This is a genomic window from Pseudomonas sp. FG13 (assembly GCF_057809755.1).
Window position 1 is genome coordinate 140,936 of record NZ_JBMDKO010000005.1, and the last position, 26,195, is coordinate 167,130.

General features: G+C 60.8%; 21 protein-coding genes and 1 pseudogene. 20 read left to right on the plus strand and 2 right to left on the minus strand.

Features of this window, described 5'->3' with window-relative positions; all coding sequences use genetic code 11:
* Nucleotides 1-168 precede the first annotated feature (168 nt).
* A complete protein-coding gene (locus tag ACODTO_RS07100; RefSeq protein WP_139642815.1) occupies nt 169-1,326 on the minus strand; it encodes an alpha/beta hydrolase family protein in 1,158 nt (385 codons plus the stop codon).
* Nucleotides 1,327-2,631: 1,305 nt separating this feature from the next.
* Between ACODTO_RS07100 and ACODTO_RS07105 the strand changes: the two are divergent.
* A pseudogene (locus ACODTO_RS07105) lies at nt 2,632-2,793 on the plus strand (HAMP domain-containing protein); the annotation flags it as partial.
* 57 nt (nt 2,794-2,850) lie between these two features.
* Nucleotides 2,851-3,651 carry a methyl-accepting chemotaxis protein gene (locus ACODTO_RS07110; protein ID WP_489106168.1) on the plus strand — a complete coding sequence of 267 codons (801 nt, stop codon included), beginning with the start codon at nt 2,851-2,853 and terminating at the stop codon, nt 3,649-3,651.
* A 24-nt stretch (nt 3,652-3,675) separates the two neighbouring features.
* On the opposite strand, the gene ACODTO_RS07115 is transcribed toward ACODTO_RS07110, so the two are convergent.
* Entirely contained in the window at nt 3,676-4,587 is a 912-nt protein-coding gene (locus tag ACODTO_RS07115) for a LysR family transcriptional regulator (RefSeq protein WP_139642812.1), read from the minus strand.
* Nucleotides 4,588-4,917: 330 nt separating this feature from the next.
* On the opposite strand from ACODTO_RS07115, the gene ACODTO_RS07120 reads away from it, so the two are divergent.
* The 18 genes from ACODTO_RS07120 (at nt 4,918) to ACODTO_RS07205 (ending at nt 25,849) form a co-directional block, all read left to right on the plus strand.
* Nucleotides 4,918-5,856, plus strand: coding sequence for a VOC family protein (locus tag ACODTO_RS07120; protein WP_139642809.1), 939 nt, complete (start codon nt 4,918-4,920; stop codon nt 5,854-5,856).
* Nucleotides 5,857-5,871: 15 nt separating this feature from the next.
* On the plus strand, nt 5,872-6,234 hold the full coding sequence (locus tag ACODTO_RS07125; RefSeq protein ID WP_139642806.1) for a Rieske (2Fe-2S) protein: 363 nt from the start codon (nt 5,872-5,874) through the stop codon (nt 6,232-6,234).
* A 178-nt stretch (nt 6,235-6,412) separates the two neighbouring features.
* The gene (locus ACODTO_RS07130; protein ID WP_489106143.1) at nt 6,413-7,537 is read left to right on the plus strand and encodes an FAD-dependent oxidoreductase; all 1,125 of its coding nucleotides are present in this window, start codon (nt 6,413-6,415) and stop codon (nt 7,535-7,537) included.
* 125 nt (nt 7,538-7,662) lie between these two features.
* Nucleotides 7,663-9,342: a DUF1302 domain-containing protein gene (locus tag ACODTO_RS07135; protein WP_489106144.1), complete on the plus strand. Its 1,680-nt coding sequence runs from the start codon at nt 7,663-7,665 to the stop codon at nt 9,340-9,342.
* A gap of 12 nt (nt 9,343-9,354) precedes the next feature.
* The gene (locus tag ACODTO_RS07140; protein ID WP_139642797.1) at nt 9,355-10,719 is read left to right on the plus strand and encodes a DUF1329 domain-containing protein; all 1,365 of its coding nucleotides are present in this window, start codon (nt 9,355-9,357) and stop codon (nt 10,717-10,719) included.
* Nucleotides 10,720-10,789: 70 nt separating this feature from the next.
* A complete protein-coding gene (locus tag ACODTO_RS07145; protein ID WP_489106145.1) occupies nt 10,790-11,893 on the plus strand; it encodes a WD40/YVTN/BNR-like repeat-containing protein in 1,104 nt (367 codons plus the stop codon).
* A 4-nt stretch (nt 11,894-11,897) separates the two neighbouring features.
* Nucleotides 11,898-14,432, plus strand: coding sequence for an efflux RND transporter permease subunit (locus ACODTO_RS07150; protein ID WP_489106146.1), 2,535 nt, complete (start codon nt 11,898-11,900; stop codon nt 14,430-14,432).
* 123 nt (nt 14,433-14,555) lie between these two features.
* Entirely contained in the window at nt 14,556-15,758 is a 1,203-nt protein-coding gene (locus tag ACODTO_RS07155) for an MFS transporter (RefSeq protein ID WP_489106147.1), read from the plus strand.
* Between the two features lie 48 nt (nt 15,759-15,806).
* Nucleotides 15,807-16,859: a Rieske 2Fe-2S domain-containing protein gene (locus ACODTO_RS07160; RefSeq protein ID WP_464708917.1), complete on the plus strand. Its 1,053-nt coding sequence runs from the start codon at nt 15,807-15,809 to the stop codon at nt 16,857-16,859.
* Nucleotides 16,859-17,812, plus strand: coding sequence for a PDR/VanB family oxidoreductase (locus ACODTO_RS07165; protein ID WP_489106148.1), 954 nt, complete (start codon nt 16,859-16,861; stop codon nt 17,810-17,812). The genes ACODTO_RS07160 and ACODTO_RS07165 overlap by 1 nt, the downstream gene beginning before the upstream one ends.
* A 79-nt stretch (nt 17,813-17,891) precedes the next feature.
* Nucleotides 17,892-18,464: a cupin domain-containing protein gene (locus tag ACODTO_RS07170; protein ID WP_489106149.1), complete on the plus strand. Its 573-nt coding sequence runs from the start codon at nt 17,892-17,894 to the stop codon at nt 18,462-18,464.
* Nucleotides 18,461-19,453: a fumarylacetoacetate hydrolase family protein gene (locus ACODTO_RS07175; RefSeq protein ID WP_489106150.1), complete on the plus strand. Its 993-nt coding sequence runs from the start codon at nt 18,461-18,463 to the stop codon at nt 19,451-19,453. The genes ACODTO_RS07170 and ACODTO_RS07175 overlap by 4 nt, the downstream gene beginning before the upstream one ends.
* Nucleotides 19,444-20,451, plus strand: a complete 1,008-nt coding sequence (locus ACODTO_RS07180) for an NAD-dependent epimerase/dehydratase family protein (protein ID WP_489106151.1) — start codon at nt 19,444-19,446, stop codon at nt 20,449-20,451. Before ACODTO_RS07175 ends, ACODTO_RS07180 begins: the two co-directional genes overlap by 10 nt.
* Nucleotides 20,438-21,223: a cyclase family protein gene (locus ACODTO_RS07185; RefSeq protein ID WP_464708914.1), complete on the plus strand. Its 786-nt coding sequence runs from the start codon at nt 20,438-20,440 to the stop codon at nt 21,221-21,223. The genes ACODTO_RS07180 and ACODTO_RS07185 overlap by 14 nt, the downstream gene beginning before the upstream one ends.
* Nucleotides 21,224-21,249: 26 nt before the next feature.
* The gene (locus ACODTO_RS07190) at nt 21,250-22,209 is read left to right on the plus strand and encodes a LysR family transcriptional regulator (protein WP_241801811.1); all 960 of its coding nucleotides are present in this window, start codon (nt 21,250-21,252) and stop codon (nt 22,207-22,209) included.
* Nucleotides 22,210-22,308: 99 nt separating this feature from the next.
* The gene (locus ACODTO_RS07195) at nt 22,309-23,319 is read left to right on the plus strand and encodes an ornithine cyclodeaminase family protein (RefSeq protein WP_489106152.1); all 1,011 of its coding nucleotides are present in this window, start codon (nt 22,309-22,311) and stop codon (nt 23,317-23,319) included.
* Nucleotides 23,320-23,346: 27 nt separating this feature from the next.
* On the plus strand, nt 23,347-24,363 hold the full coding sequence (locus tag ACODTO_RS07200) for a dihydrodipicolinate synthase family protein (RefSeq protein WP_139642768.1): 1,017 nt from the start codon (nt 23,347-23,349) through the stop codon (nt 24,361-24,363).
* A gap of 16 nt (nt 24,364-24,379) precedes the next feature.
* A complete protein-coding gene (locus tag ACODTO_RS07205; protein ID WP_489106153.1) occupies nt 24,380-25,849 on the plus strand; it encodes an NAD-dependent succinate-semialdehyde dehydrogenase in 1,470 nt (489 codons plus the stop codon).
* The last annotated feature ends 346 nt before the right edge of the window (nt 25,850-26,195 follow it).

A 26,195-nucleotide genomic window follows, 5' to 3' on the forward strand; every position in this document is an offset into this window, starting at 1 on the left:
CGCTCTGACACTCGATCAGGTTGTTTGCCGGATCGCTGCGCAGCGGAAAACAGGCGACCGCAATCATGAGCGATCAGCTGCGCTTGAGATCGCTTGCGGTTCAGCCTTACTTTTCCACGCGTGCGGACGAATGAATTACAAACAGGGTCGGGATACTGCCGCGGTTGATCAGACAGTGTGCCCGTTCAGGGTTTCGGCCACCCAGTCGGCAATGTACTGGCCGGCATTGATGCTGTTATCGAAGCTCGAATGTTGCACCCCACCTTCGCGCTCGGTGAATATCTTCAGTTCGCGTTTTGGGCTGTTGACCAACTGCTCGTAAGTGCGGTGCGCCCACTTCAAAGGAATCTGTGAGTCCTTTTCACCGTGGGTGACGAGGAAGGGGACCTTGATGCGATCCAGTATGCCGTCCAGGTGGACATTCTCGGCAATGGCCATGAACTCATCGGTGTCTTTGGCACCCCATACCCAGGCCACATGCGACCAGTAATGGGGAACCGGGAAGCTGCCTTCCTTCTCCAAGCGACGCTTCTGCACATCACGCCAGTCATGGTTGGCACCCCATACCACACCGCAAGCGAAGCGCGGCTCGAAGGCTACCGCGCGGGGACAGTAATAGCCGCCGAGCGACACGCCTTCCAGGCCGATGCGCTTGGCGTCGATGTCGCTGCGGGTTTCCAGCCAGTCCACTACGCGACTGGCCCAATGTTCGCTGTCAAAACGTGCGGTCAGGTGATGAAGGCGCAGTGCTTCACCGGTGCCGGGTTGGTCGATGATCAACGACGACACGCCACGCTTGGCCAACCAGGCGGGCAGACCGACCCGGTATTTCATTTCCTTGGTGGAGTCCAAGCCATTGACCTGTACCAGAATCGGCGCTGGACCAGTTACGCCTTCGGCACGTACCAGCAGCCCGGAGATGTGCTTGCCCTCGTAGGGGATCTCAACGCGCTCGCAGTTTTCCCGCGACAGTTCGATACCGCGTTGGAAGATTTGTAAAAAACGCTGGTACAGCGCCGTGCGGCCGGGAGCGCCATGGGCTTGCAGGCGTTCGCAGCTCAGGTAATAGGTGGCAGCGCGGTTGTATTTTTCCCCGGCTGATAACCGTCGGCCTTTGGCTTCGTCTTCCTCGGCCAACCCGCACAGCTTGTCCGCCATTTTTGCCCAGGTTTCACGGAAGGCCTTGCTACCGGCGGCATCCGGTTGTTTGGCCGCTTCCTGCAGCGGCGCGCACATCTCTTCGATTTCGCCGATGCGGGCACCCATTTCAATGGCGAGGTCGACGGATAGATTCCACACGTAGTTGGTTGGGAAGTAGCGGAACATGATTGTTATTGTCCTTGTGCAAGCAAAGGCAGGCAGCCAGGTCCAGGCCAATTGGGTCCGGGCAGGGCGGTTTGAAGCAGGCTAAGGGCAGGTGGGCTATCTGGCCAATCGCGAGTCAGGATGACAGGTATCGCAAACGACGATGGCTTGTGTGGATTGCATCGGGTCAATGAACGCGACGCTCACACTTCAAGCCGTAAATCCAGACACCTGTCATCGTACTTGGCGATTGTTCCTAGCGAAGGATGCGATTGGTGCTGTCGAGATTCGATTCATTAAAGTCCGCCGCATACCGTGCCGCCGTTGGCGGTCGGCACTACTCGATCCCGCCGTTGATGAGCTTTGACACCGTTCGTCACGGCGTTCTATTCCCTCCTGTGCAAGGAAATGGGCATGTCTGCACTGAGCCGTGTGCTCGGCAATCTATCGGTGGGGGCCAAGCTGTCGCTGGGCTTCGGACTAGTACTGCTGGTGACGCTGGGAGTGGCTGTCACCGCTTTTCGTTCTCTGGGCGTGCTGCAGCAACGCGGCGAGCAACTACGTCAGGAGTCATCGATTCAGGCACTGATCCTGCGCGCCCGCATCGCCGAGAAAGAATTCGCTCTGGATCTTGCTTCGCAGCACCTGGACCAGGTGCGCGAGACGCTGGAAAAACTGAGCCAGCACCTCGATGTTGAGCCAGCCAATGACCCCGCGAGCGCCCCTGTACGCACGGCTACCAGTGCTTATCTGGAGCAGTTTCTCGGTTATGCCGGCTCGTTGCGTCGGGCCCGCGAAGCGCGCCTGCGCATGCAGTCGCTGGCGCGCGCGGCCGGCGATAGTTTTACCCTGCTGTTCCTCGATCAATTGGACGGGCTCAACACTCGCTTGGGGCAGGGGGCGCCGCCGAACAGTGAGCAGATGGTACTGCTTGAGCAGACCGCCGCGTTGCGGGACAAGCTGGCCAAGCTGCGCGACAGTGAACTGTACTACTCGCTCGACGGCGAGGAGCGTTACCGCAGTGACTGGGAAATGAGCATGAGTGACCTTCTGGCGTCCATGCAAACGCTTGATCTTGGCGAGCAGCAAGGCGAGTCATTGCAAGAGGCAAGCACGGCCCTGGGCGACTACCGCAAGGCCTTTATCGAGTTCGTCGACAGCCGTGGAAAAAGCGCACAAAGCACTGCGGCGATGAACGCACAAACCGAGCAGGTGAGCAAGTTGCTGGCTCAGGCTGACGAGCAGCAGAGGCAAGCAGTAGTAGACGATAATCGCTCCGCGTCTCGTCAGTTGGGCCTGATCACCGTGCTGGCGCTGGCCTTGGGCATGGGCGCCAGCCTGTTGATCCGCCAGTCGATTCTGCAGCCTCTGCGTCAGACCGTGCAGTTGGCCGAACGCGTGGCGGCGGGAGATCTGAGTCAGCCGCCGTCAGGCCGCGTTCGTCGCGATGAATTGGGCCAGCTGTTGAGCACAGTGGGCAGTATGCTGGGCAACCTGCGTGGGTTGGTCGGGCGCATCGACCGTGGTGTTGGCTCGCTTGACGGTATGGCCGCCAGCCTGGCCGATGTGAGTCAGAGCAACCGTCGTGGTGTTGAACAACAACACCAGGAAACCGAACTGGCAGCCACCGCCATGCAGCAGATGGCCGCGACGGCGCAGGCAGTCGCCCGTAACGCCGGTGAGGCCCGTGAAGCGGTGGCACATGCCGACGAACAGGCCCGTGAGGGCGATGAGCTGGTGCGTCAGGCGGCTGGCAAGATCGACCAGCTGGCGGTGGAGATGAGGGGGTGTGCGCAAGCCATGCAGGCGCTGCTGCTGGAGAGTGCAGCGATTGGCGGGGTGCTCGATGTGATCAAGGCGGTGGCCGAACAGACCAACCTGTTGGCGCTCAACGCTGCTATCGAGGCTGCACGTGCGGGTGAACAGGGGCGCGGTTTCGCCGTGGTCGCCGATGAGGTGCGGGGCCTGGCACGGCACACCCAGCATTCAACCACGGAAATCGAAGGGCTGATCGCTCGTCTGCGTGGTGTTGCCCAGCAAGCCGCCGAGCGTCTGCAAGGCAGCCATGTGCTCAGTGATGAAACGGTGGCGCTTGCCGCCCAAGCCTCTCACGCATTGGCGCGAATCACCCGGGCGGTGTCACGTATCGAGCAGATGAACCAGCAAATTTCCGCCGCCGCCGAGCAGCAGAGCGTGGTGGCCGAGCAAGTCAGCCATAGCATGACACGGGTGCGCGAAGTGGCCGAGGGCAGTGCAAGGGGAAGCTTGCAACTGCAAGTATCAACGGCCGCTCTGCAACAGGTGAGCGGAGAGTTGAATGCGGCCGTCCGGCACTTCCGCACCTGATTCGTTGCTGAACGACAGGAGCAACTATTGCTCCAGTTCGTTGATGATCTGGCTGATCTTCGCACGCAGCCAACGATGCATCGGATCCCCGTCCATGGTTCGGTGCCAGAGCATGAACTCACGCATCACCGGAATTTTCACCGGTGGTTGCAGGATGCGCAGCGGCAGGTAGTTGGCGTAGAGCCTGGCCATGCGCTGGAGCATGGTGGCAACACGTTGGGTGCCGACGATCAACTGCGGCAAAGTGTTGAAGTCATGGGTGACCACTTCCATGCGACGAGTGATGCCGTATTGGCTCATCAGCCACTCCTCGACGCTCAGTTGCCGGTTGCGGCCGAAGATCACGGACACATGGCCCATCTCGATGTACTGCTCAAGCGTGATGCTATCGCCCACTTGGGTGTTGCCGTCCCATACAACACAAACGTGCTCTTCTTCGAACAACAGCTGCGATGGGTGGCCTTCGATGAGGTAACGCTCTGGCACGATCATCATGTCGGCTTCGCCGCGCATCAGCAGCTCGGTGGACGTGTCGCCGGGTCCAAGCAATTCGAAGGTAATGTGCGGAGCTTCCAGGGAAATCTTCTGGATCACCCGGGCAAACAGGACGCTGATCAGGTAGTCCGAAGTGATCAGTCGGAAATGACGCTTGCTGGTGGCTGGATCGAACACCGGTTTGGCGGTGATCGACGATTGGATCGTCAGCAGGATCTGGCGCACGGGTGCCGCGAGTTCACGGGCATAGGGCGTGGGCTGCATCTTGCGGCCGACCTGCGCCAGCAGTTCATCTTCGAAATAGACACGCAGCCTGCTCAGTACACCGCTGGTGGCGGATTGGGTCATGTGCAGGCGTTCGGCGGCGCGGGTGATGTTCTGCTCTTCCAGTAACACATCCAGCGCCACCAGGAGGTTGAGATCCAGGTGGTTGAAGCGCATGGCGGTCTCGATTTTTGTATTTATTTTGTAAATACCTTCCGGCGTTCCTATCACGGCGTCAAGTCCCTCGAAGGGGCTAAGTGACCGATGAATGTTCGAGCTTCCCCGTCGTTGGCTTGGTGCAGGCAGGTATCGCATTTGCCGATAGGTCGCATCCCGACAAGCGATTAGTCAGTGGATTATCCCCGCGTCAGTATCGGCACGCAGTCGGTTGGCCGTGACGCTTTATCGACTCCAGGAACCAGCATTGGCAGCGCAGCGCATCGCATCGGCACTGCTGCCGTAAGTGAGTGTTGGCCTTGCGCTGAAAATTTAAATGGAGTGGTAACAATGAACATTATCGGCCTTGATGCCTTGATTTTTGGCGTCGACGACATCCAAGCCTGTACCCATTGCCTGTGTGACTATGGCCTGCAAGCTGTCGATGTCGACAGCGAGGGCGGCCGTTTTGAAGCCCTTGATGGCACTGCCGTGATTATCCGTCGAGCTGACGATACTCGTCTGCCGACAGCCATCGGGCCCGCGCCCTCGATTCGTGAAACCGTTTATGGCGTGGCCGGCGCGGCTGACCTGGATGCCATCGCCGATGAGCTGGGGCGTGATCGCCCGGTGACTCGCGGTGCCAACGGCTCCGTGCACAGTGTCGACGACATGGGCTTTGCCATTGCTTTCCAGATCAGTGTGCGGCGTCCATACACTGCGCCGGCTGACCTGACCAATGCGCCGGGCCATGCCCCTCAGCGTCCGGTCAACCAACCGGGCATCAATCCCGACATGAAGGCCTTGCCGCGGACGCTCTCCCACGTGGTGTATTTCGTGCCGGATGCCGCCAAGGCCGAGGCCTTCTACAAACGCCTGGGCTTCATGACCACCGATACCTTCGTGGGTGCGGGCCCATTCATGCGTCCGGCCGGTTCCGATGATCACCATTGCCTGTTCATGATCCAGACGCCACCCCATATGAAGGGCTGCGAGCACTTCACCTTTCACATGGGCAGCGGCACGGAAGTACTGCTGGCCGGGCGACGCTTCGAGCAGAAAGGCTGGACCAGCTTCTGGGGGCCGGGCCGCCACCTCTTTGGCTCCAACTGGTTCTGGTACTTCAACAGTCCGTTGGGCTGTCACATCGAATACGACGCAGACATGGACAAACACGATGATGCCTGGCAAGCACGCCAGGCGCCGTTGTCGGCGGATAACTCGCAGTTGTTCCTGTTCACGTCAAGGGAAAAATGGTTCCCGAGCGGTCCGCCGCCCAAGCAGGTCTGAGTGCGGATGTCGCCCATGAGTCACGACGCCTTTGTGCTCTGTCGCCTGGATGAACTGGTGGAAGGCCAGGCACGCGGGTTCGATCCTCTGGGCACGGGAAAGGACAGTGTGTTCGCCCTGCGCCATGGTGGTGAGGTTCGGGTCTATCGCAACAGTTGCCCGCACCTGGAGGTGCGCCTGGAGTACCGCAAGGATCGTTTTCTCAGTGTCGATGGTCGTCAGATCGTCTGTTACGCCCATGGTGCCCGGTTCCTTCCGGACAGTGGCCTGTGTGTCTACGGGCCTTGCCTGGGGGAGCGCCTGAGTGCGCTGCAATGGCATGCAGAGGCCGATTGGCTGGTGCTCGAAGCGGGTCAATTGGAAGTGTGTGAACCTTAGTTAACGTATCGCGCTAGCTGATACATCGTATCCCTACATGCGATTAGTCAAACGCCTGCTTTGCCGAGAAAGTGAACACAACGCGGTAGCGAATGTGTGCAGAAACAGCCGGTAGTGAAGCCTGGGACCGCTCCGGCAGAACGCTAGCGTGAATAACAAGAATAAGAGTGAGACGAGCATGAACGCAGTGAAAAAGGTGCTTATCGTCGGTGGTGGTATCGGTGGTCTATGTGCCGCGATCGCTTTGCGTCGCAAGAACATCGAAGTCGATCTTGTCGAGCTCAAGACCCAGTGGACAGTCTACGGCGTTGGCATCATCCAGCAGAGTAACGTCGTGCGCGAGATGGCCAAGTTGGGTGTGTTGGACGGCTACCTCGGCGCCGCCTACGCATTTGAGGATGTGACCATCAATACCACGGACGGTGAACAGCTGGCGCGAATCCCCGGTCAGCGCCTGGCTGGCCCCGAGTATCCAGCCAACGTCGGCATCTCGCGGCTGGCTCTGCATCAGGTCCTCAGCGAAACCGTTGCTGCCCTTGGCGTCCCGGTCCGTCTGGGCCTGAGCGTCAAGTCGCTGGAGCAGGTGGGCGAGGGCGTTGATGTGTTGTTTACCGATGCCAGTCGTGGCCGTTATGACCTGGTCGTGGGTGCCGATGGCCTGTACTCCCACATGCGTGGTTTGCTGTTCGGCGAGCAGTACCTGCCGCGATTCACCGGCCAATCGGTGTGGCGCTACAACTTTCCGCGCGCCGCTGGAATCGATCATCTGGCCACCTTTCAGGGAGCCGCCGGCAATGCCGGGCTGGTGCCGCTGGGGCGCGACCAGATGTACCTGTTCGTGACTTCCCATGAGCCCTCCAACCCGAGGATGGAGGCCGCCACGCTGGCGACTCGGATGCGCCAGCGCCTGAGTGGTTTCACTGGCCTGATCGGCGAGCTGCGCGAGCAAATAATCGACAGCGAACGGGTGATCTACAAGCCGCTGGAGGTGGTGTTCGTCAACGAGCCCTGGTACCGCGGTCGTGTCGTGCTGATTGGCGATGCGGTGCACGCCACTACGCCACACCTGGGCCAAGGCGCTGGCATGGCCATTGAAGATGCTGTTGTGCTAGGCGAAGAGCTGGTTGCCGGTGGCAGCGTCGAACAGCAGCTCGAACGCTTTATGGCGCGCCGTTATGAGCGTTGCAAATTCATCAGCGAAAGCTCGGTGTTGGCAGGCGATAAGGAAATTGCCCACGACCGCAGCTTCGATCGGATCGGCCTGGTCAGGCGGATGCTCGAGATCACGGCAGAGCCCATCTGAGGCGCCGGCAGGACTGATTTCGTTTTCCCAAGGATGTTCATGCCCGTGCAGGCTTGGCCTGCTCGACGGCGGGCGCTGTTCATCAGAAAAGCTGACATACAACAACAATAAAGAGGGTTACTTCGATGGCTACTCGCAAGATCGCTGCCTCGCGGCGCGTCCCCTTCACCCTGACCCTCGCGGCCAGCCTGGGGCTTGGTGCTTCGGCTGCCCAGGCGTTTCAGATCGATACCGGTAACCCCGATCTCAGCTTGCGTTGGGACAACACGCTGAAGTTCAGCGCGGCGTGGCGCCTCAAGAACCCCAGCAGCAAACTCAGCGAGGGCCAGACGGCGCTTAATCAGAATGACGGTGATCATAACTTTGGCAAGGGGCTGATCTCCAATCGCCTGGATATCCTTTCCGAACTGGATATTGGTTATCACAACTTCGGTGCCCGCCTGAGCGGTGCCGCTTGGTACGACACCGTTTACCAGGACCGCAACGACAACAACGACGCGGCCAGTGCCAACCAACGTTCGGTGGGCTTCGACGAGTTCACCAGCGATACCCGTCAGTTGCACGGTGGTGACGGCGAACTGCTGGATGCCTTCGTCTACTGGAACGGTGAATTGGCCGATCGTACCTTATCGGTTCGCGCGGGGCGTCACGGGCTGATCTGGGGGGAGAGTCTGTTCTTCGGCGGCAACGGCATCGCCGGTGCCATGGCACCGGTGGACGTGGTCAAGGCGCAATCGGTACCCAACACTCAGTTCAAGGAAATCACCCGGCCGATCAACCAACTCTCGACCACCTACCAACTCACTGACGATGTGTCATTGGGCGCCTTCTACCAGCTGGAGTGGGAAGCCACTCGCTTGCCGGGCGCCGGCAGCTATTTCTCCACCAGCGATACCATTGGTGACGGTAATGAGCGGCTGATCACTGGCGGGCCGTTCCCCGATTTTCTTGGCGGTAATGCCAATAGCCCGGCCGCGTTTTTCCATGGCAAGGACAAGAAGGCCAGGAACTCCGGCCAGGGCGGCCTGCAGCTCAAATACAACACTGGGACGACGGATTACGGTCTGTATGCGCTCCAGTATCACGAGAAAACCCCAACGCTGTACTTGAAGCCGAATGCCACCGGGCCGAACTTCAGCACCGGGCAAGTCGGCGAATACTCCTGGGTTTACCCGGAAGATATCCGTGTCCTGGGAGCCAGTTTCGCGACCTCCGTCGACGAGTACAGCTTTGCCGGCGAGGCATCGATGCGTTGGAACATGCCGTTGGTGTCCAACGCCCAGACCGTCCTGCCGGGCGTCGAGGCGGACAACAACGATGACGCCCTCTATGCCGTTGGCCGGACGGCCCACGTCAACCTCAACGTCTTGGCGTCCCTGGGTCCTTCCTTTGTCGCCAATGAAGCCAGCCTGGTAGGGGAGGTGGCCTGGAACCGCCTGCTGGCCGTGACCAGGAACCGCGCAGCTCTTGACCCTAACGCCACCGACGACGCCCTGGGCCTGAAACTGGTCTACACGCCGACCTATCGCCAGTTCTTCCCTGGCGTGGATATCAGCGTGCCGCTGGGCATCAGCTATTTCCCCATGGGCAAGTCGGCCGTGATCAGTGGGTTTGGTCCTGACAGAGGAGGGGACATGAACATTGGCGTCTCTGCCACCTACCTGGACCAAGTGACTGTGGGACTGACTTATACCCACTTCTACGGTCCCGAGGACACCAGTCTCAACGCCGCCAATCAGTTCAACTACAAGCAGTCGTTGAAGGACCGGGACTACCTGGCTTTCTCCGTCAAGACCACGTTCTAAGAGGATTTGCGCATGACCATTCAGTTCACTCTAAAGGCCTTGTGCTTAACCCTGCTGGCCGCTGCCGCGCCGATGGCCTTGGCCGCCAGCGCCGAACAGGCGGCCGCGCTGGGCAAGACCCTGACCCCCTTCGGTGCCGAGAAAGCCGGCAATGCCGATGGCAGCATCCCGGCCTGGGACGGTGGCTACACCAAGGTTGATCCGGCCTATGTTCCGGGCGGCAAGCGCGGCGATCCGTTTGCGGCAGACAAACCCTTGTACAGCATTACCGCGCAGAACCTGACCAAGTACGCCGACAAGCTCAGCGACGGTACCAAGGAACTGTTCAAACGTTTCCCGGACACTTATCGCATCGATGTCTATCCGACCCGGCGTACGGCGGCCGCGCCGCAGTGGGTCTATGACAACACGTTCAAGAATGCGACCCGCGCGAAACTGGTGAACAGCAGCGCCGGCCTGATCCCCGACGGTGCCTATGGCGGGATCCCGTTTCCGATTCCGCAGAACGGTACCGAAGCCATCTGGAACCACCTGCTGAACTGGCGCGGTACCTCGGTGGCGGCGCATTTTCGTCACTACCTGATGACTGCCGATGGCAATCAGGTGATGACGAGTGACGGTCTGTTGACCCAGGAAATGCCCTACTACTTCGAGGAGGGCGGTCCTGAGAACTACTCGGGCGATTACTGGCTTGTGCACTTTGTCAATCTCGGCCCGGCGATTCGTGCCGGCGAGCAGATCCTGGGGCGTGAGAACATCAACGGCGATAAATCCCAGGCCCATGTCTATCTGAGTGGCCAGCGTCGGGTGCGCACGCTGCCCAACGCCTGCTGCGATACACCTACGCCGTCCACCGCCGGGGTTATGTCCTTCGATGAGCTGAGCGTGTGGGGAGGTCGAACGGACCGGTTCGACTGGAAACTGGTGGGCAAGCAGGAGATGTACGTTCCCTACAACACCAACAAGGCGCAGAACGCTGCCCAGCCACAGGACCTGTTAGGCAAGCACCATCTGAACCCGGATTACGTTCGTTGGGAGTTGCATCGTGTCTGGGTGGTCGAGTCAACCTTGGCTGCTGGCAAGCGCCACCAGTTGCCCAAGGGCCGTTACTACCTCGACGAAGACACCTGGCAAGCCCTGCTCGGCGACCGTTGGGATGCCAGCGGCCAACTGGCCAAGACCCTCTGGTCGCTGCCTTCCGTATTGCCCGACCTGCCAGGCCTGGTGCAGCTGTCTGCCGGATTCTATGACCTGACCTCCGGTGCGTGGTTCGTTCAGAACCTCTACGCCGGATTGCCAGAGCAGTATCACGCGGTTGATCGCTACAAGGTCTCGGAGTTCTCGCCTGCGGCGATGGCTGGACGTGGCGTGCGTTAAATCCGGGCTGAGCGTGAAGGGTAGGCCTGTCGGTCTGCCCTTGGGGTGTGAGTGTTATTCCGAGGTGGCTATGAACAGAATCAGTCAGGCGGGCTTCTTGCTCTTGGCCTTGTATTTACCCTTTGCCATGAGCGAGTGCCTGGCCGGGTCAAATACCGTGGGCGCACCGCTGAACACCCCGGCCATGGTGGTGCCGGCTGCACAGAAGAGCGTATTGATCGATCTGGCGCGGGCCGGTACACGCCTGGTGGCCGTAGGCGAGCGGGGCCTGGTGCTGCTTTCCGACGACAATGGGCTGCGCTGGCGCCAGGCCTCCGTGCCGGTATCGGTCAGCCTGACGGCGGTGCAGTTCGTCGATGCACAAAATGGCTGGGCCGTCGGCCATGCCGGGGTGGTATTGGCTACGCGTGATGGGGGCGAGCACTGGACGTTGCAACTGGACGGTGCACGCGCGGCGCAGCTCGAACTGGAGGCAGCCAAGGCCGACCAGGCCACCGCTGCCAATCCGGATGACGCATTGCTACGTGTGCAAAGTGCCGAACGTCTTGTTGCCGAGGGCGCGGACAAACCCTTTCTGGCGCTCGAATTCATCGATGCACAGCACGGCCTGATCGTGGGGGCCTACGGACTGGCGCTATGGACTGCCGACGGTGGCGCCACCTGGAAGTCACGGATGGGACACATCGCCAACCCGAACGGGATGCATCTGTACGCCATCAGTCACCAGGGGGCACGCTGGTTCCTGGCTGGCGAGCAGGGTTACCTGGCGCGCTCGGATGACAGTGCGGTTTCGTTCAATCAGCTGCAAAGCCCTTACGAAGGCAGTTTCTTCACCTTGCAGAGCCGCGCTGATGGTGCCCTGTTGGTGGGCGGCCTGAGGGGCAACGCCTTTATCTCCAATGATGGGGGCGACAGCTTCCAACGCCTGTCAGTCCCCATGCCGATTTCCTTCAACGACGCCACCCGCCGTGCCGACGGCCAGGTGCTGTTGGTGAACCAGAGCGGTGTGCTGTTTCGCAATTCCGAGCAGGTCGGGGCGGCGCTGCTGCCACTGGGCAAGCCATTGGGGCGGCCTGTTTCAAGCCTGGTCGAGGCGGCCGATGGCAGCCTGATTGTCGCCGGTTTCACTGGGCTGCAGCGTATTGCGCAGCCATCCACTGCCGCTTCGGAGTGAGGTCATGACGTCCCCTAGCCATTTCATCCCGTCTCCTGCGAATGCCTTCGATGACTTTGATCCGCGTTCCGGCTCGGTACTCGAGCGAGCCCTATTCAACCATCGTCTGTGGGTGTTGCTGTTGTGCCTGGCGACCACGCTGGTGCTCGGTTGGCAGTCCAGCCGTGTCGAGCTGAACGCCAGCTTCGAAAAAATGATCCCCACTCAACATCCCTACATCGCGAACTACCTGGAGCACCAACAGGAACTGAGCGGTCTGGGTAACGCGGTGCGCATCGCCGTGGTCAACAAGCGGGGCGACATTTACGACAGCGCTTACCTCAAGACTTTGCAGGCGTTGAGCGACACGATCTATCTGCTGCCCGGTGTCGACCGTGCGTACATGAAGTCATTGTGGACGCCGGCCACGCGCTGGGTGGCGGTGACCGAAGCGGGCCTGGATGGCGGTCCGGTGATTCCGGACAACTACGATGGTGGGGCCGCCAGCCTCGCGGCATTGCGGCGCAATGTGCTGCTGTCCAACGAGATCGGTCAGTTGGTGGCTTTCGACCAGGCCTCGAGCATCATCCACGTGCCACTGCTACAGCGCACCCCCGATGGTCAGCCGTTGGACTACACCAGGCTGTCGCAACAGCTGGAGTCGCTGCGCAGTCAATACCAGAGCGACAGCATCGACATTCGCATCACCGGTTTCGCCAAGAAAGTCGGTGACCTGATCGCCGGCCTGCGGCAGATCCTGATGTTCTTTGCCGTGGCCATCCTGATCACCGCGGTGGTGCTCTACTGGTACACCCGCTGCATACGCAGCACCTTGCTGGTGGTGTTCTGCTCGCTGGTGGCGGTGGTCTGGCAACTCGGCCTGCTGCCGTTGCTGGGCTATCAACTGGACCCCTATTCGGTGCTGGTGCCGTTCCTGGTGTTTGCCATTGGCATGAGCCATGGCGCACAGAAGATGAACGGCATCATGCAGGACATCGGGCGTGGCATGCACCGTGTGGTTGCGGCGCGCTTTACCTTCCGCCGTTTGTTTCTGGCCGGCCTCACCGCACTGCTCTGTGATGCGGTTGGCTTCGCGGTGCTGATGATCATCAAGATCCAGGTGATTCAGGACTTGGCGATGATTGCCAGCATCGGTGTGGCCGTGCTGATCTTCACCAATCTGATCCTGCTACCGGTGCTGCTTTCCTATGTGGGTGTCAGCCGCCGCGCGGCTCGGTTGAGTCTGAAGAGCGAGCATGCCGAACAAGCCGGGCAGAACCGCCATGGGTTCTGGCGCTTCCTCGATTTGTTCACGCAACGTCGCTGGGCCGCCTTGTGCATCGTCTTGAGCCTGGCACTGGCGACCATTGGCTTCGTGGTCAGCCTGCAATTGAAAGTCGGTGATCTCGACGCCGGCGCCCCCGAGTTGCGGGCTGACTCGCGCTACAACCAGGATGATGGGTTTCTGACCCAACACTACGGCGCCAGCAGCGATCTGTTCGCGGTCATGGTCAGGACCCCGGCCAGCGCCTGCTCGCGCTACGACATCCTGAGCAAGGTCGACGCCCTTGATTGGCAACTACGCACCTTGCCAGGCGTGGATTCGACCAATTCCCTGGCGCTGCTCAATCGCCGGATGCTGGTCGGACTGAGCGAAGGCAGCCCGAAGTGGTACGAACTGCAGAATAACCAGGCGATGCTCAACATGGTAACCGCCGGGGCGCCGCGCGGTCTGTACAACGAAGACTGCAGCCTGCTGACGCTCTACGTCTACCTCTCCGACCACAAGGCGCAAACCCTGGGCAGCCTGGTGGATCACGTCGAACAATTCGCCGTGGCGAACAATACCAACGACGTCCAGTTCCTCCTGGCTGCTGGCAATGCCGGGATCGAGGCGGCGACCAACATTGTCGTCAGGCAAGCCAACCGCGAAATGCTGTTCTGGGTCTACGGCGCGGTGATCCTGCTGTGCCTGATCACCTTCCGATCCTGGCGCGCCACGATCTGCGCGGTGATTCCGCTGATGCTTACCTCGATCCTCTGTGAAGCACTGATGGTCTGGCTGAACATCGGCGTCAAGGTCGCGACCCTGCCGGTGATCGCCCTTGGCGTGGGCATCGGCGTCGACTATGCGTTGTACGTGATGAGCATCCTGCTCGGGCACATGCGCCAGGGCGCGAGCCTGTCGGAGTCGTATTACCGGGCACTGCTGTCCACCGGCAAGGTGGTGATGCTGACTGGTGTGACCCTGGCGATCGGCGTGGCCACCTGGATGCTTTCGCCGATCAAGTTCCAGGCCGACATGGGCGTACTGCTGGCCTTCATGTTCGTCTGGAACATGGTCGGGGCGTTGGTACTGCTGCCGGCCCTGGCTCACTTCCTGTTGCCGAGTAAGCGGGCGAGCAAGGGACAGGCCGCACCTGACCTCTTGGATGAGACCAGCCGCTCGATGAATGTGCCGCTGTTTCCCCCCGTGGCGGAGGCGGGCACGGTGCCGCGTTCGCCGAGCAAGACGGCTTCCGATCACGATCAGACAGCGGCTAATCCAGTCGCGCCATAACAAAAAAGGACATTGCCATGCCTCGCCTGTATTTATTCCAACAGCCTCTCTGGCTTGACTTCATCGCCGGTCTGAGCGCCTTCGGCATGGCGTTTTCCGCGGCCCAACCTGCGCAGGTGCATGATGAACGTTGAACGTCAGGCGGGTTTGTCGCAGTCGTTGTTACTGCTGCTCGGCAGTTGCTTGCCGGTACTGGGGGCGGTGCTGCTGGCGCCTGTGTTGCCACGCATGCAGGCGCATTTCGCCGAGACACCGGGCGTGGCGGTGCTGGTGCCCGTGGCCTTGACGTTACCGGCGCTGATGATTGCCCTGCTGGCGCCTGTCGCCGGAGTCATCGCCGACCGGCTCGGGCGCAAGCCGTTGTTGATCGGCGCCATGCTTCTCTACACCCTCTGCGGAGTGTTGCCTTTCTGGTTGGAGTCACTACCGGCCATCGTAATCAGCCGTGCCGGTATCGGGTTGGCCGAGGCGGCGATCATGACCTGCTGTACCACGATGATGGGTGACTACTACAGCGGTGCGCGGCGGGAGCGCATGTTCGCCCTGCAAATGGTCGCCACCTCGCTGGCGGCGACGATTTTCATTGCCGTCGGTGGCGTGCTCGGCGAGCACGGCTGGCGTACACCTTTTGCCTTGTATGGATTAGGGCTGGTGTTTCTACCGTTGATGGCCTGGCTGCTATGGGAGCCGCGCGCGCGTGAAGTAGCAGCGGCAACAGCGGCGAGAAAGGCGTTTCCCTGGCGTGTCCTAGCGCCGTTGTATGGCCTGGCGTTTCTGGCGGGCCTGAGCCTGTTCATCGTGCCGGTACAAGTTGGCTTCCTGCTCAATTTGCTGCATATCGACGGCTCGCAGCAGATCGGTTTGACCATGGGGGTGAATCAGCTTGGGGTACTCGCCGGAGCCTTGGGTTTTCGTTTGCTCAACGGTGTTCCGGCGCATCGAAAAATGCTCCTGGCTTTCGCCACGGCCGGTATCGGCGGCGCACTGATAGCGGCGGCCGGTAGCCATGGGTTGGTGGTGGTCGCCGTCCTGATCAATGGCTTGGGCATCGGTCTGATGATGCCGACCTTGATCACTTGGATCATGGCTCAGGTCGACTTCCATCAACGCGGCCGCGCCGCCGGCGGCTTCACGGCGGCATTCTTCGCCGGCGAGTTCATCAGCCCACTGGCCGTGTTGGCTATCACCGGCGCGGTGAGCGGTGCGTTGCCGACCGCCCTGGGCATCGTCGCAGGCGTCCAGCTCTTGGTAGCCCTGGCCTGCATACGGTTGCGGGGCCGTGGCTCTGCTCTTTCCGTTGCGGTTGCCGCAGACACAAATCGCTGACCTGCGCATTCGACGTTTCATGAAGATAAGAACAACGAGGAGAACACCGTGACTTATTTGCTTAACACCTGGTACATCGCTGGATGGGCAGACGAGCTGGCGCAAGGTGGCCTGCTTGGAAGAACCATCGTCGAGCAACCCATCGTGTTCTTCCGCGATAGCCAGGGTGCGATTCAGGCCCTCGCCGACCGCTGCCCGCACCGTTTTGCCCCGCTGCATATGGGCAAGATTGTCGGCGACAGCGTTCAGTGTCCATACCATGGCTTGCATTTCGATGGCAGTGGTCAATGTACGCACAATCCCCATGGCGACGGGAACATCCCCAAGGCGGCCTGCGTGCGCACGTTCGCGGTCGTTGAGCGCCATGGGGCGATCTGGGTGTGGCCTGGTGATCCGACCCGGGCCGACGATGCGCTGATCCCTGATTTTTCTTTCCTCGAGCGAGCCCCAACCCACGCCAAGGGGCATGGGTATTTACCAACCCGTGCGCACTACGAACTGCTGTCTGACAACATCATGGACCTGAGTCACGTTGATTTCCTGCACCCCGATACGCTCGGTGGCGGGGCGTTGTCACGGGTGCGTGCCAGCGTTGAGGAACTGGCCGATGATCGCGTGCGCATCAGTTGGTGGGCACCTGACGATGTACCTCCGCCGGCTTTCGGCGCGCATCTTGAGGACCCGACCCGGGCGGATGTCTGGGCTGAAGTCATCTGGCACGCCCCTGGCCTGATGCTGCTGGGCAGCGGCGCCACTGCGCCGGGGCGTCCCAGGGAAGAAGGGCCCGTGACATGGAACCTACATCTGATGACACCGCAGGACGCAAGCAATACCCATTATTTCTTCGCGAATACGCGCAGCTTCGAGCAAGACAATGTGCAGTTGAATGCGTTTGTTCAGGACATGCTGATCGGCATTTTCGCCGGAGAAGACAAACCCATGGTCGAGGCGCAGCAACGCCAGGTCGGCGAGGTTGAATTGCTCGGCCTTAATCCTGTTCTGCTACCGGTCGATGCAGGCGCCGTGCGTTGCCGACGTGTCCTGCGTCGTTTGATCGAGTCTGAGCGGGCGACCGCTGAACAATCGGTGGTTACCCAGTGATGATCGACGTCATTGTGACCCACAAGCATCGCGAAGCCGAGGGCATCTACAGCTTCGAGCTGGCCACGGTTGATCACCGTCCGCTGCCAGCGTTCAGTGCCGGCTCGCACATCGACGTGCACCTGCCCAACGGCTTGGTGCGCCAGTACTCGCTGTGCAATCACCCCGAAGAGCGTCACCGCTATCGGCTGGGTGTGCTGCTCGATCCCGTATCTCGTGGCGGTTCGAAGGCCATGCACGAGCAAGTGCAGGAGGGCAGCCGGCTGCACATCAGCGAGCCACGCAACCTGTTCCCGCTGGCGCATGAGGCAGGGTATAGCCTGCTGTTCGCCGGCGGTATCGGCATTACGCCAATACTTTGCATGGCTGAGCGCCTGGTCCAGATCGGCGCTGCTTTCGAGCTCCATTACTGTGCTCGCTCGACTGAGCGAATGGCCTTTGTCGAATACATCCGACACTCGACCTTCGCCGATCGCGTACATATCCACGTGGACGATGGCGAGGAGGCGCAACGTCTCGACGCCGCACGGGTTTTGTCCGCACCGGCCGACGACTGTCACCTGTATGTCTGTGGCCCCAATGGCTTCATGGAGCACGTACTTGGCATGGCGCGCGCGCAGGGCTGGACCGAGGCGCAATTGCATCGTGAATACTTTTCCACCGCCGTTGTACCTGCTCTTGAGGTGGGTGGCTTTGAGGTGCAACTGGCCAGCACCGGGCAATGCCTGCAGGTGCCTGCCGATCGCAGCGTGGCCCAGGTGCTGCTGGAGGCCGGTATCGACATTCCCCTGTCCTGCGAACAGGGCATCTGTGGGACCTGCCTGACGCGTGTACTGGAGGGTGAGCCGGAGCATCGCGACATGTTCCTGACCGATGCCGAGAGGGCCCGTAATGACCAGTTCACGCCTTGCTGCTCACGGGCCAGGAGCGCGCGACTGGTTTTGGATCTTTAGGTTTTTCATGAATCCATCTATGTCCGTTGCGGCGCCATTTTTCGCCAAGCCGGTCGGCAGACTGATTGAGGAGTCGAACATGCAGCAACTTCCAGGTTTCAAACGTGTGGTCACCGGGCACGATGCCCAGGGCCTGGCGGTGGTCGCACTCAGCGGACCAACGCCCAATAGTTTCCCGCTCAAGGCGGTACCCGGCACGGTCTTTCATGAGATCTGGAACAGCGGCGCCAGCCCGGCCGTGCTGGATAACGGCGACGACCCCACCGACAAGCCGCTGCAATTGAGTCCTGCACCACAGGGCAGCGTCATTCGCGTGGTGGACATCCCGCCTGACAGCGTGCAGAACCAGGTCAGTGCCGAGGCTGCCGCGGCTGCCTTCGCTGAAATCGGCCAGGCCCATGCGGGTACAGGGCAGGCTGATTCGAGACACAAGCTGATGCACCGTACTGAAACGCTTGATTACGGCGTGGTCACGGAGGGTGAGGTCTGGCTGGTATTGGATGGCGAGGAGGTGCATCTCAAGCGCGGTGACATCGTCGTGCAACGAGGCACTAATCACGCTTGGAGCAATCGTACCGAGCAAATGGCGCGGATGCTGTTCGTCCTGCTCGATGGCCGCTTCGCCCCTGAGCTGCAAGGAGAACACGTATGAAGCTCAGCACCTTGAAGAATCACAGCCGCGACGGCCGCTTGCTGGTGGTCTCGCGCGACTTGGCCTGGGCAGTGGATGCCAGTGATATTGCCGCGACGCTGCAAGAGGCCATTGATCATTGGCCAAGCGTCGAGACCGCGTTGCGCACCCGTTATGACGCCTTGAACGAAGGCGCGCTGGCGGCTGCCTTTGCCTTCGATCCACAGCTCGCTGCGGCGCCGTTACCGCGAGCCTGGCAGTGGTTGGATGCGTCGTCATTCCTCAGTCATGGGGAACGAATGCAAAAGGCCTTTTCGCTCGATCCGATTGAAGGCGTCGAACACACGCCGCTGATGTATCAGGGCTGCGGCGACGATTTCCTGGGGCCTCACGACGACATCGTGCTACCCAGTGAAGCCCACGGCATCGACTTCGAAGGTGAGTATGCGGTGTTGGTCGATGACGTGCCCATGGGCTGTTCGGCAGAAGAAGCCGCAAGCCATATCCGACTCATCCTGCAAGTCAACGATGTCAGCCTGCGAGCGCTCGCTCCCCGTGAAATGAAGACCGGCTTTGGTTTTATCCAAGCCAAGTCCTCCTCCAGTTTCGCCCCGGTGGCGATTACCCCGGACGAGCTGGGCGAGGCCTGGCGTGACGGACGTGTACACCTGCCACTGCGAGTGGAATGGAACGGCCAATGGTTTGGTCATGCCCATGGCGGAGCCATGCATTTTGGCTTTCATCAGCTGATTGCTCATGCGGCGCTGACCCGACGCCTCCGGGCCGGCTGCCTGATAGGTTCCGGTACCGTTTCCAATGCCGACCCCAGTGTTGGCGCTGCCTGTATCGCCGAGCGTCGTGCCGTTGAAATGATTGAGCAAGGCGCGCCACAGACGCCGTTCATGCGCTTTGGTGATCGCGTGCGCATGGAGGTCTTCGATCAGCAAGGGCAGTCGGTCTTCGGCGCGATAGAGCAACGTGTCGTGCGCGGAGACCTGCCATGCGCGTGATGATTACCGGGGCCAATGGTTTTATCGGGCGGGCGCTGGTGACGCGATTGCTCGAAAGCGGTGAGCTACGCGGTCGCCCCATCAGCACCGTGATACTGCTGGACAAGGCGCTGGTAGGGTTTGCCGAGGACCAGCGCTTGCGCCGACATTACGGCAGTGTCACCGACGCCGCGCTGTTACGTCGGGCGCTGGCCGATGGTATCGACGTGGTTTTTCATCTGGTCAGCATCCCGGGCGGGGCGGCCGAAGAGCATTACTCCCTGGGCTATCAGGTCAACCTGTTGGCGAGCCTGGAGTTGCTTGACCAATTGCGCGATCAGCCTGGCCCGCCAGTGCTGGTGTATGCCAGCAGCGTGGCGGTATACGGCGGCGATCTGCCAGGGCGCCTCGATGAGCGTGCCGTACCGCGCCCGCAGTTGAGTTACGGCACACACAAGTTGATGGTGGAGATGGCGCTCAGCGATCTGGCCCGACGAGGCGAGGTGGACGGTCGTGCCGTTCGCTTGCCTGGCATTGTCGCCCGTCCACGTGAACCCAACGGACTGCGTTCGGCGTACATGAGCGATCTGTTGCACGCTTTCGCCGAAGGTCAGTCGTACTGCTGTCCGGTATCGCCGCAGGCACAAGCCTGGTGGATGTCCGTGAAGTGTTGCGTGGATAACCTGTTACGTGCCGCTGAGTTGCAGGCAGGAGAGCTTGGTGATTCGCGGGTCTGGCAGTTGCCGCTGCTGCACCTGTCCATTACCCAGGTCATCGATGCCCTGGCCGCTGCCTACGGCCAGGAGCGCCGCGCACTGATCCGCTTCGCGCCGGATGCCGGACTGCAAGCATTGTTTGGGCAGTTCCCGGCGATGAAAACCCCTCAGGCCCGCGCCCTTGGCTTTCGTCATGACGGCTCAGCCAGTGCCCTGATACGCAACAGTTTGAATACCGCTGCCTCGGCGCGTCGTGCGCGTGGGCGAGTGATGACTGGAGTGACCGAAAATGCAATCGACTAAACGCCGTCTGGTAGACCTGTCCGTTACCCTGGACAACAACCCATACACCGACCCGCCGCCGTTGCTGCCTAAGATCGACTACATGGATCATCAGCAGGGCTGGCCGGAGATGGCCGCGATGTTCCCCGGCCTGTCCAAGGCGCAACTGCCTGGCGATGAGTCCTGGGCCGCGGAACGTTTGCAGATCACCACTCACAGCGGCACGCATATGGACGCTCCGTGGCATTACGCTTCGACCACTGACGGCGGTAAGCCGGCTTTCGGTATCGACGAGCTGCCGTTGGAGTGGTGCCTGCAGCCCGGCGTGAAACTCGATTTTCGTCATCTGCCGGATGGCCATGTGGTGAGTGCCGCGCAAGTGCAGGCTGAGTTAGTACGCATCGGTCATGACCTGCAGCCACTGGACATCGTCCTGGTCAACACCCGCGCCGGTGCGTTGTTTGGGCAGCCGGGCTATCTGGATGCCGGGGTGGGCATTGGTCGCGAGGCCACGTTGTATCTGCTGGAACGTGGTGTGCGAGTGGTTGGCACTGATGCCTGGAGCTGGGATGCACCATTCAAATACACACGTGAGCGCTTCGCTGCCACGGGAGACGCCTCGATTATCTGGGAAGGACACAAGGCCGGGCGCGACATCGGCTACGGCCAGATGGAGAAACTGGCCAACCTTGAGTGTCTGCCTGCCCACGGTTTCCAGGTGTCCTGTTTTCCCTACAAGATCAGGCACGCCTCGGCCGGTTTCGTCCGCGCCGTAGCGATCTTCGAGGAGTGAGCCTGCACGAAGAACGGGGGGACGACATGCTCAACGATAAGAATCTTCGGGCTGCCTCGATACTCGGCCCCGCCGCACAACCTGCGGCCACCGGGTTGACGATTGTCGATCCTCGATGGACTTTGTTCATACGCGTCGCGGCGGCTGGAAGTCTCAGTAAGGCGGCTGTCCTGCTGGATACCCCTCAGTCCATGGTAAGTCGAGGTATTGCCCAGCTCGAAACACAATGCGGTGAGCGGCTGTTTCACCGTACTGGACGTGGGGTGGTCCTGACTGAATTCGGCGAGCAATTGCTGCCTTGCGTATCGGGTCTTCTCGCGGACGCCGAGAGCCTTGCCGACGATATCCGCAACCGGCGTGGAAAGCCGGTGGGCGAGGTGGTTGTCGGCATCCTGCCCTCTGCGGTACGTCGGTTTGCCGGTACACTTTTTGCGGCCGTACAGGCACAGATGCCGGGAGTGCGGTTGCACCTGATCGAGGGCGCGAGCGCTCAACTCGAAGAGCAGTTGCATGACGGTCGTCTCGATATGGCGTTGGTGCTGCGCGAGAATGAAGCAAGCATCGGCGAGGCGTATCTGCTGGCCAGGCTTCCCCTGCATTTGGTAGGCCCCGCGACCGATCCAATCTTCGCCCATCGGGATATCGCACTCAAACAGCTATCCGGATTGCCATTGGTGGTGCCAGGGCGCCCGCATTTACTCAGGGCCAGGCTCGATCACCTGGCGGTCGAGCAGGCCATGGAACTGCACATCGCGGTGGAGGCCGACTCCGTCCAGCTCCAATATGAAGTCGTCGCGGCGGGCGGAGGCTATGCGATTGCCTCGGTGCTACCGGGTTCGCTGGATCAACGATTGATGTCCTCACGCATTGTCGCTCCCGTTCTTGAGCGTTTTGTCGTGCTTGCCGAATCTCCTCGCCGTCCTGTGACCCGTGCCTCCCGCGAGGTACGTCGGTTAATCTGCAATCTGGCCATGCCATCGATTTGAGCGATAGCTGCTTTCGATTCCTAGCAGTATTCGGCGTGGTGGACGCCTCGTAGGGTGTCAGTCAATCAATGGCTGATACCCGATTGCGAGGTTAGCAAGATGCATGACTCCCCAGTGCCCCCAGTAATTGCCCCGACACTCTTTCTCAGCGATGCCGATGTTGCCTCGCTCTGTGACTGGAGTGCAGCCGTTGCTGCGCTCGCCGAAGCGTATGCCTGTCCCGCCTCCGACGCCATGGTGCCGCCTCGCTCCATGGCTCGGGGCGACGGGATCTGGCTACGCAGTTTGACGGCCGTGCCTCCCGCGGGCGGCCATATGGGCTGCAAATTGATCGCGGCGTCCATGCGTGCCCGTTGCGCCAGTTATCTGATCGCACTGTTCAACCAGCAAACCATGGCCCTCAGTGCGTTGATCGATGGCAACCGGGTGACTGGGTTGCGCACCGCTGCTACCGCCGCACTGGCGGTGGATCTGCTAGCGCCCCGGCGGGCCCTGCGGGTCGGCGTGATTGGGGCGGGGTTCGAGGCGCGCGGTGCGCTTGACTGCCTTAAATCCGTGCGGGAAGTGGCGCGAGTACGAGTGTTCAGTCCGACACCCGCGAGCCGTGAGCGGTTTGCTGAAAGCTTCAAGTCTGTGCTGGATATCCAGGCGGTCAGCACAGCACCGGAAGCGGTGCAGGACTGCGATGTGGTGATCTGTGCCGCGCGCAGTCGTGACGAATCTCCCGTATTGCTGGGGGAATGGCTGCCTGCGGGTGCAACGGTGGTTTCATTGGGCTCCACCTTGCCTGAGCAACGGGAGGTTGACCCGGTCACGATGGATCGAGCCGCCTGCATCATCGCTGATATGCCGCAGGAGGTGCTTCACGATACCGGTGACGCCATTGCTGCTATCAGCGCTGGCATTTATATCTCCGACAAACTGGTCGCGTTGGCGGATCTGGTCGCAGGTGGTGTCACGCCGCGTCGAAATGCAAGCGACATCGTCCTCTACAAGTCGGTGGGCTCGGCGCTGCAGGATGTCGTCATTGCACAAGCGCTGTACGAGCGCGCCAAGCAACAAGGCCTCGGTATCGCGCTGCCCGCCAGCATTGTTCCTGTCTCGAAATAAACCCTCCACTGTTCGAAGGAAATCATCATGGCCACCTATAAAAAAGCCGATGCCCGTACCTGGGCCCGTGAAAACCTGATTGGCTGCTCGGCAGTCACCATCCCCAGCTTCAGCGCCGACCTGAAGCGCCTCAATGAACGCGGCATACGCCACGACATCGAACATACGGTCGGACTCGGCTACAGCAGCACATTGCTGTGCAGCGAGTTGACGATCTCTGCCCAGGAAAACGCCCAGTTTACCGCCTGGGCCCGGGAGTCGGGGAAAGACCTGATTCTGTTCTTCCACGCGGCATTTGGCACCCTTGCCGAAAACATCGAGGCGGTGAAGCTCGCCGAGAAAGCCGGCGCAGACATCGTCCTGCTCTCCTATCCTCCACAGTTCTGGCCGACCAGCGAGCAGGAAATCTACGACTACACCAAGTCGTTCTGTGATGCGACGAACCTGGCGGTCATGCTGTTCCCGATTCCGCTCTGGGGGTTTGAGCGCGTGCATCCGGCGGGCATGTCGCTGGCGCTGGTGCATCGCCTGTTGACCGATTGTCCGAACATCGCGGCCATCAAGTCGGAGCAAGGGTTCCCGCTGCCGGCAGGCATCTGCGAAATGTATTACCACTTCCGCGATCAGGTGGTGATCAGTTGCCCGATCGAAGGCGATGCCATTCCCTTGATGAGCCTGATGAAGCTGCAGTTTTCCGGCACCAGCAATACCGCCTGGATGAGCGACTACTACCCCAAGGCGTTCGAGCTGGCACGTACGGGGCGGTTCGAGGAGGCGATGGAACTGTACTGGAAGGTCAATCCTGCGCGGAGTGCCAACGGCGCCGCCGCTCAGACCTATGCGGGCGGCACCGGGGTGCTCAATCGTACGATGTGGAAATACCAGGACTGGCTTGCCGGGTTCAATGGTGGCCCGCTTCGGGCGCCGGCGATGCGCGTGCCGGATCGCCTCATGAAGTCTCTGCGCCAAGGACTGGTGGCCGCAGGCCTGCCAGTGACTTCGGATCCCGATAGCGCCTTCATGATCGGGCGTCACCCTTGCTGAGCATGAGGATTCCAACGTGCATCATTTACTGAAAGATCCCACGCTATGGCGTACCGGTGCCTATATCGGTGGCGAATGGCTGAACGAAACGCCGCACGGTCGGTATACGCTGCGTAATCCGGTCGATCAAACCGTACTCATCGAGTTGCCGTGCTGCCGCGAAACCGAAGTGCGACGTGCTATCGATGCCGCCCATGAGGCCTTTGGTCCGTGGCGTCGCTTGACGGCCAAACGTCGTGGCGAGGTGTTGCGTCGCTGGTATGAGTTAATGGTTGAACATCGCGAGGACATCGCCACGCTGATCACTTTGGAGGAGGGCAAGCCACTGGACGAGGCCCGTGGTGAAGTCGATTACGCCGCCTCCTTCGTGCGATGGTTTTCGGAGGAGGCCACGCGGGTACGTGGCGACCTGATCCCCGGTGTGAAAGACACCCAGCGTATCATCGCATTGCGCGAGCCAATCGGGGTCTGCGCCGCCATTACGCCATGGAACTTCCCCGCGGCCATGATTACCCGCAAGGCGGCTCCAGCGCTCGCGGCGGGTTGCACGATGGTCGTCAAACCGGCAAGCCAGACACCAATGACAGCCCTCGCGCTCGCCGAACTGGCCCAGCGCGCCGGGGTGCCGACAGGTGTCTTGAGCGTGATCACCGGTAACGACACCCGAGCAATCGCGGGCGAACTTACGGCTAACCCGTTGGTGCGCAAGCTCACGTTTACGGGCTCTACTGAAGTGGGCCGGCTGCTGTTGGCGCAAGCGGCGCAAACCGTCAAGAAATGCTCGATGGAACTGGGCGGCAACGCTCCCTTCATTGTCTTCGATGACGCTGATCTTGATGCTGCTGCCGACGGGGTCATACACGCCAAGTTTCGCAACAGCGGTCAGTCCTGTATCGGTGCGAACCGGGTGTTGGTACAGGCTGGGGTATATGACGCGCTGGCCGAGCGTATTGTCGAACGTGTGGCACGGCTCAAGGTGGGCAACGGTCTCGAGGCCGGCGTGCAGGTAGGCCCGATGATCGATGAGGCCGCGGTGCAGAAATCCCAAGCGCTTGTCGATGACGCCCTGGCGCAGGGAGCCCGGTTGTTGTCTGGCGGTAGTCGTCATGCAATCGGCGGGGGGTTCTTCCAGCCCACGGTACTTGCCGACGTGACCCATGGGATGCGGTTGGCCCGGGAGGAGATTTTCGGCCCGGTCATGCCGCTGTTGCGTTTCGAGACGGAGGACGAAGCGATCACGATGGCCAACGACAGCGAGTATGGTCTCGCCGCCTACTTGTACAGCCGTGATGCGACACGTATCTGGCGCACCGCAGCGCGCATTGAATCCGGCATGGTCGGGATCAACTGCGGTCTGATATCCAATGAAGTCGCCCCCTTCGGTGGGGTCAAGCAGAGCGGTTTGGGGCGAGAAGGATCCCACCTTGGGATCGACGAGTTCCTTGAGGTGAAATATCTCTGCTGGGATGGCCTGGAAAGCATCTGAAACTGAAGTAGCCGGGGGGGCGGTGGAGGGCGGTTACAGGAGCCGTACCTCATCGGCCTCCTGTATTTTTCTGCGTGGGCGAACTGTCCCGTGCGGGCTGACAATGCTCGGTTCTGCCGCAAGGGCAGGCCCCGAGAAATTCCGCAGCCTCATCTGCGGCAGCCATCGCCGCCAGCGATACCTCGGATTGTGGAATGCGATTTCAGCGCGGATATCCAATTCGATAGGCTCTTCCTTGATCCGGCCTGGGAGCCGGAATTTCATGAGTTTCAGCCCTCGGTCGATAGTGTCGCTGAACGCTTCGGTGCGCAATGCAATGTCAGCCCGATAGAAATAAGAATAATTA

Excerpts from the sequence above, each read along its gene's own strand:
- ACODTO_RS07140 (WP_139642797.1), top strand. The coding sequence starts at position 9,355 with ATGACCATTCAGTTCACTCTAAAGGCCTTGTGCTTAACCCTGCTGGCC.
- ACODTO_RS07200 (WP_139642768.1), top strand. The coding sequence starts at position 23,347 with ATGGCCACCTATAAAAAAGCCGATGCCCGTACCTGGGCCCGTGAAAAC.
- ACODTO_RS07145 (WP_489106145.1), top strand. The coding sequence starts at position 10,790 with ATGAACAGAATCAGTCAGGCGGGCTTCTTGCTCTTGGCCTTGTATTTA.
- ACODTO_RS07120 (WP_139642809.1), top strand. The coding sequence starts at position 4,918 with ATGAACATTATCGGCCTTGATGCCTTGATTTTTGGCGTCGACGACATC.
- ACODTO_RS07180 (WP_489106151.1), top strand. The coding sequence starts at position 19,444 with ATGCGCGTGATGATTACCGGGGCCAATGGTTTTATCGGGCGGGCGCTG.
- ACODTO_RS07190 (WP_241801811.1), top strand. The coding sequence starts at position 21,250 with ATGCTCAACGATAAGAATCTTCGGGCTGCCTCGATACTCGGCCCCGCC.
- ACODTO_RS07170 (WP_489106149.1), top strand. The coding sequence starts at position 17,892 with ATGCAGCAACTTCCAGGTTTCAAACGTGTGGTCACCGGGCACGATGCC.
- ACODTO_RS07110 (WP_489106168.1), top strand. The coding sequence starts at position 2,851 with ATGGCCGCCAGCCTGGCCGATGTGAGTCAGAGCAACCGTCGTGGTGTT.
- ACODTO_RS07165 (WP_489106148.1), top strand. The coding sequence starts at position 16,859 with ATGATCGACGTCATTGTGACCCACAAGCATCGCGAAGCCGAGGGCATC.
- ACODTO_RS07175 (WP_489106150.1), top strand. The coding sequence starts at position 18,461 with ATGAAGCTCAGCACCTTGAAGAATCACAGCCGCGACGGCCGCTTGCTG.
- ACODTO_RS07125 (WP_139642806.1), top strand. The coding sequence starts at position 5,872 with ATGAGTCACGACGCCTTTGTGCTCTGTCGCCTGGATGAACTGGTGGAA.
- ACODTO_RS07130 (WP_489106143.1), top strand. The coding sequence starts at position 6,413 with ATGAACGCAGTGAAAAAGGTGCTTATCGTCGGTGGTGGTATCGGTGGT.
- ACODTO_RS07185 (WP_464708914.1), top strand. The coding sequence starts at position 20,438 with ATGCAATCGACTAAACGCCGTCTGGTAGACCTGTCCGTTACCCTGGAC.
- ACODTO_RS07150 (WP_489106146.1), top strand. The coding sequence starts at position 11,898 with ATGACGTCCCCTAGCCATTTCATCCCGTCTCCTGCGAATGCCTTCGAT.
- ACODTO_RS07195 (WP_489106152.1), top strand. The coding sequence starts at position 22,309 with ATGCATGACTCCCCAGTGCCCCCAGTAATTGCCCCGACACTCTTTCTC.
- ACODTO_RS07155 (WP_489106147.1), top strand. The coding sequence starts at position 14,556 with ATGAACGTTGAACGTCAGGCGGGTTTGTCGCAGTCGTTGTTACTGCTG.
- ACODTO_RS07115 (WP_139642812.1), bottom strand. The coding sequence starts at position 4,587 with ATGCGCTTCAACCACCTGGATCTCAACCTCCTGGTGGCGCTGGATGTG.
- ACODTO_RS07135 (WP_489106144.1), top strand. The coding sequence starts at position 7,663 with ATGGCTACTCGCAAGATCGCTGCCTCGCGGCGCGTCCCCTTCACCCTG.
- ACODTO_RS07100 (WP_139642815.1), bottom strand. The coding sequence starts at position 1,326 with ATGTTCCGCTACTTCCCAACCAACTACGTGTGGAATCTATCCGTCGAC.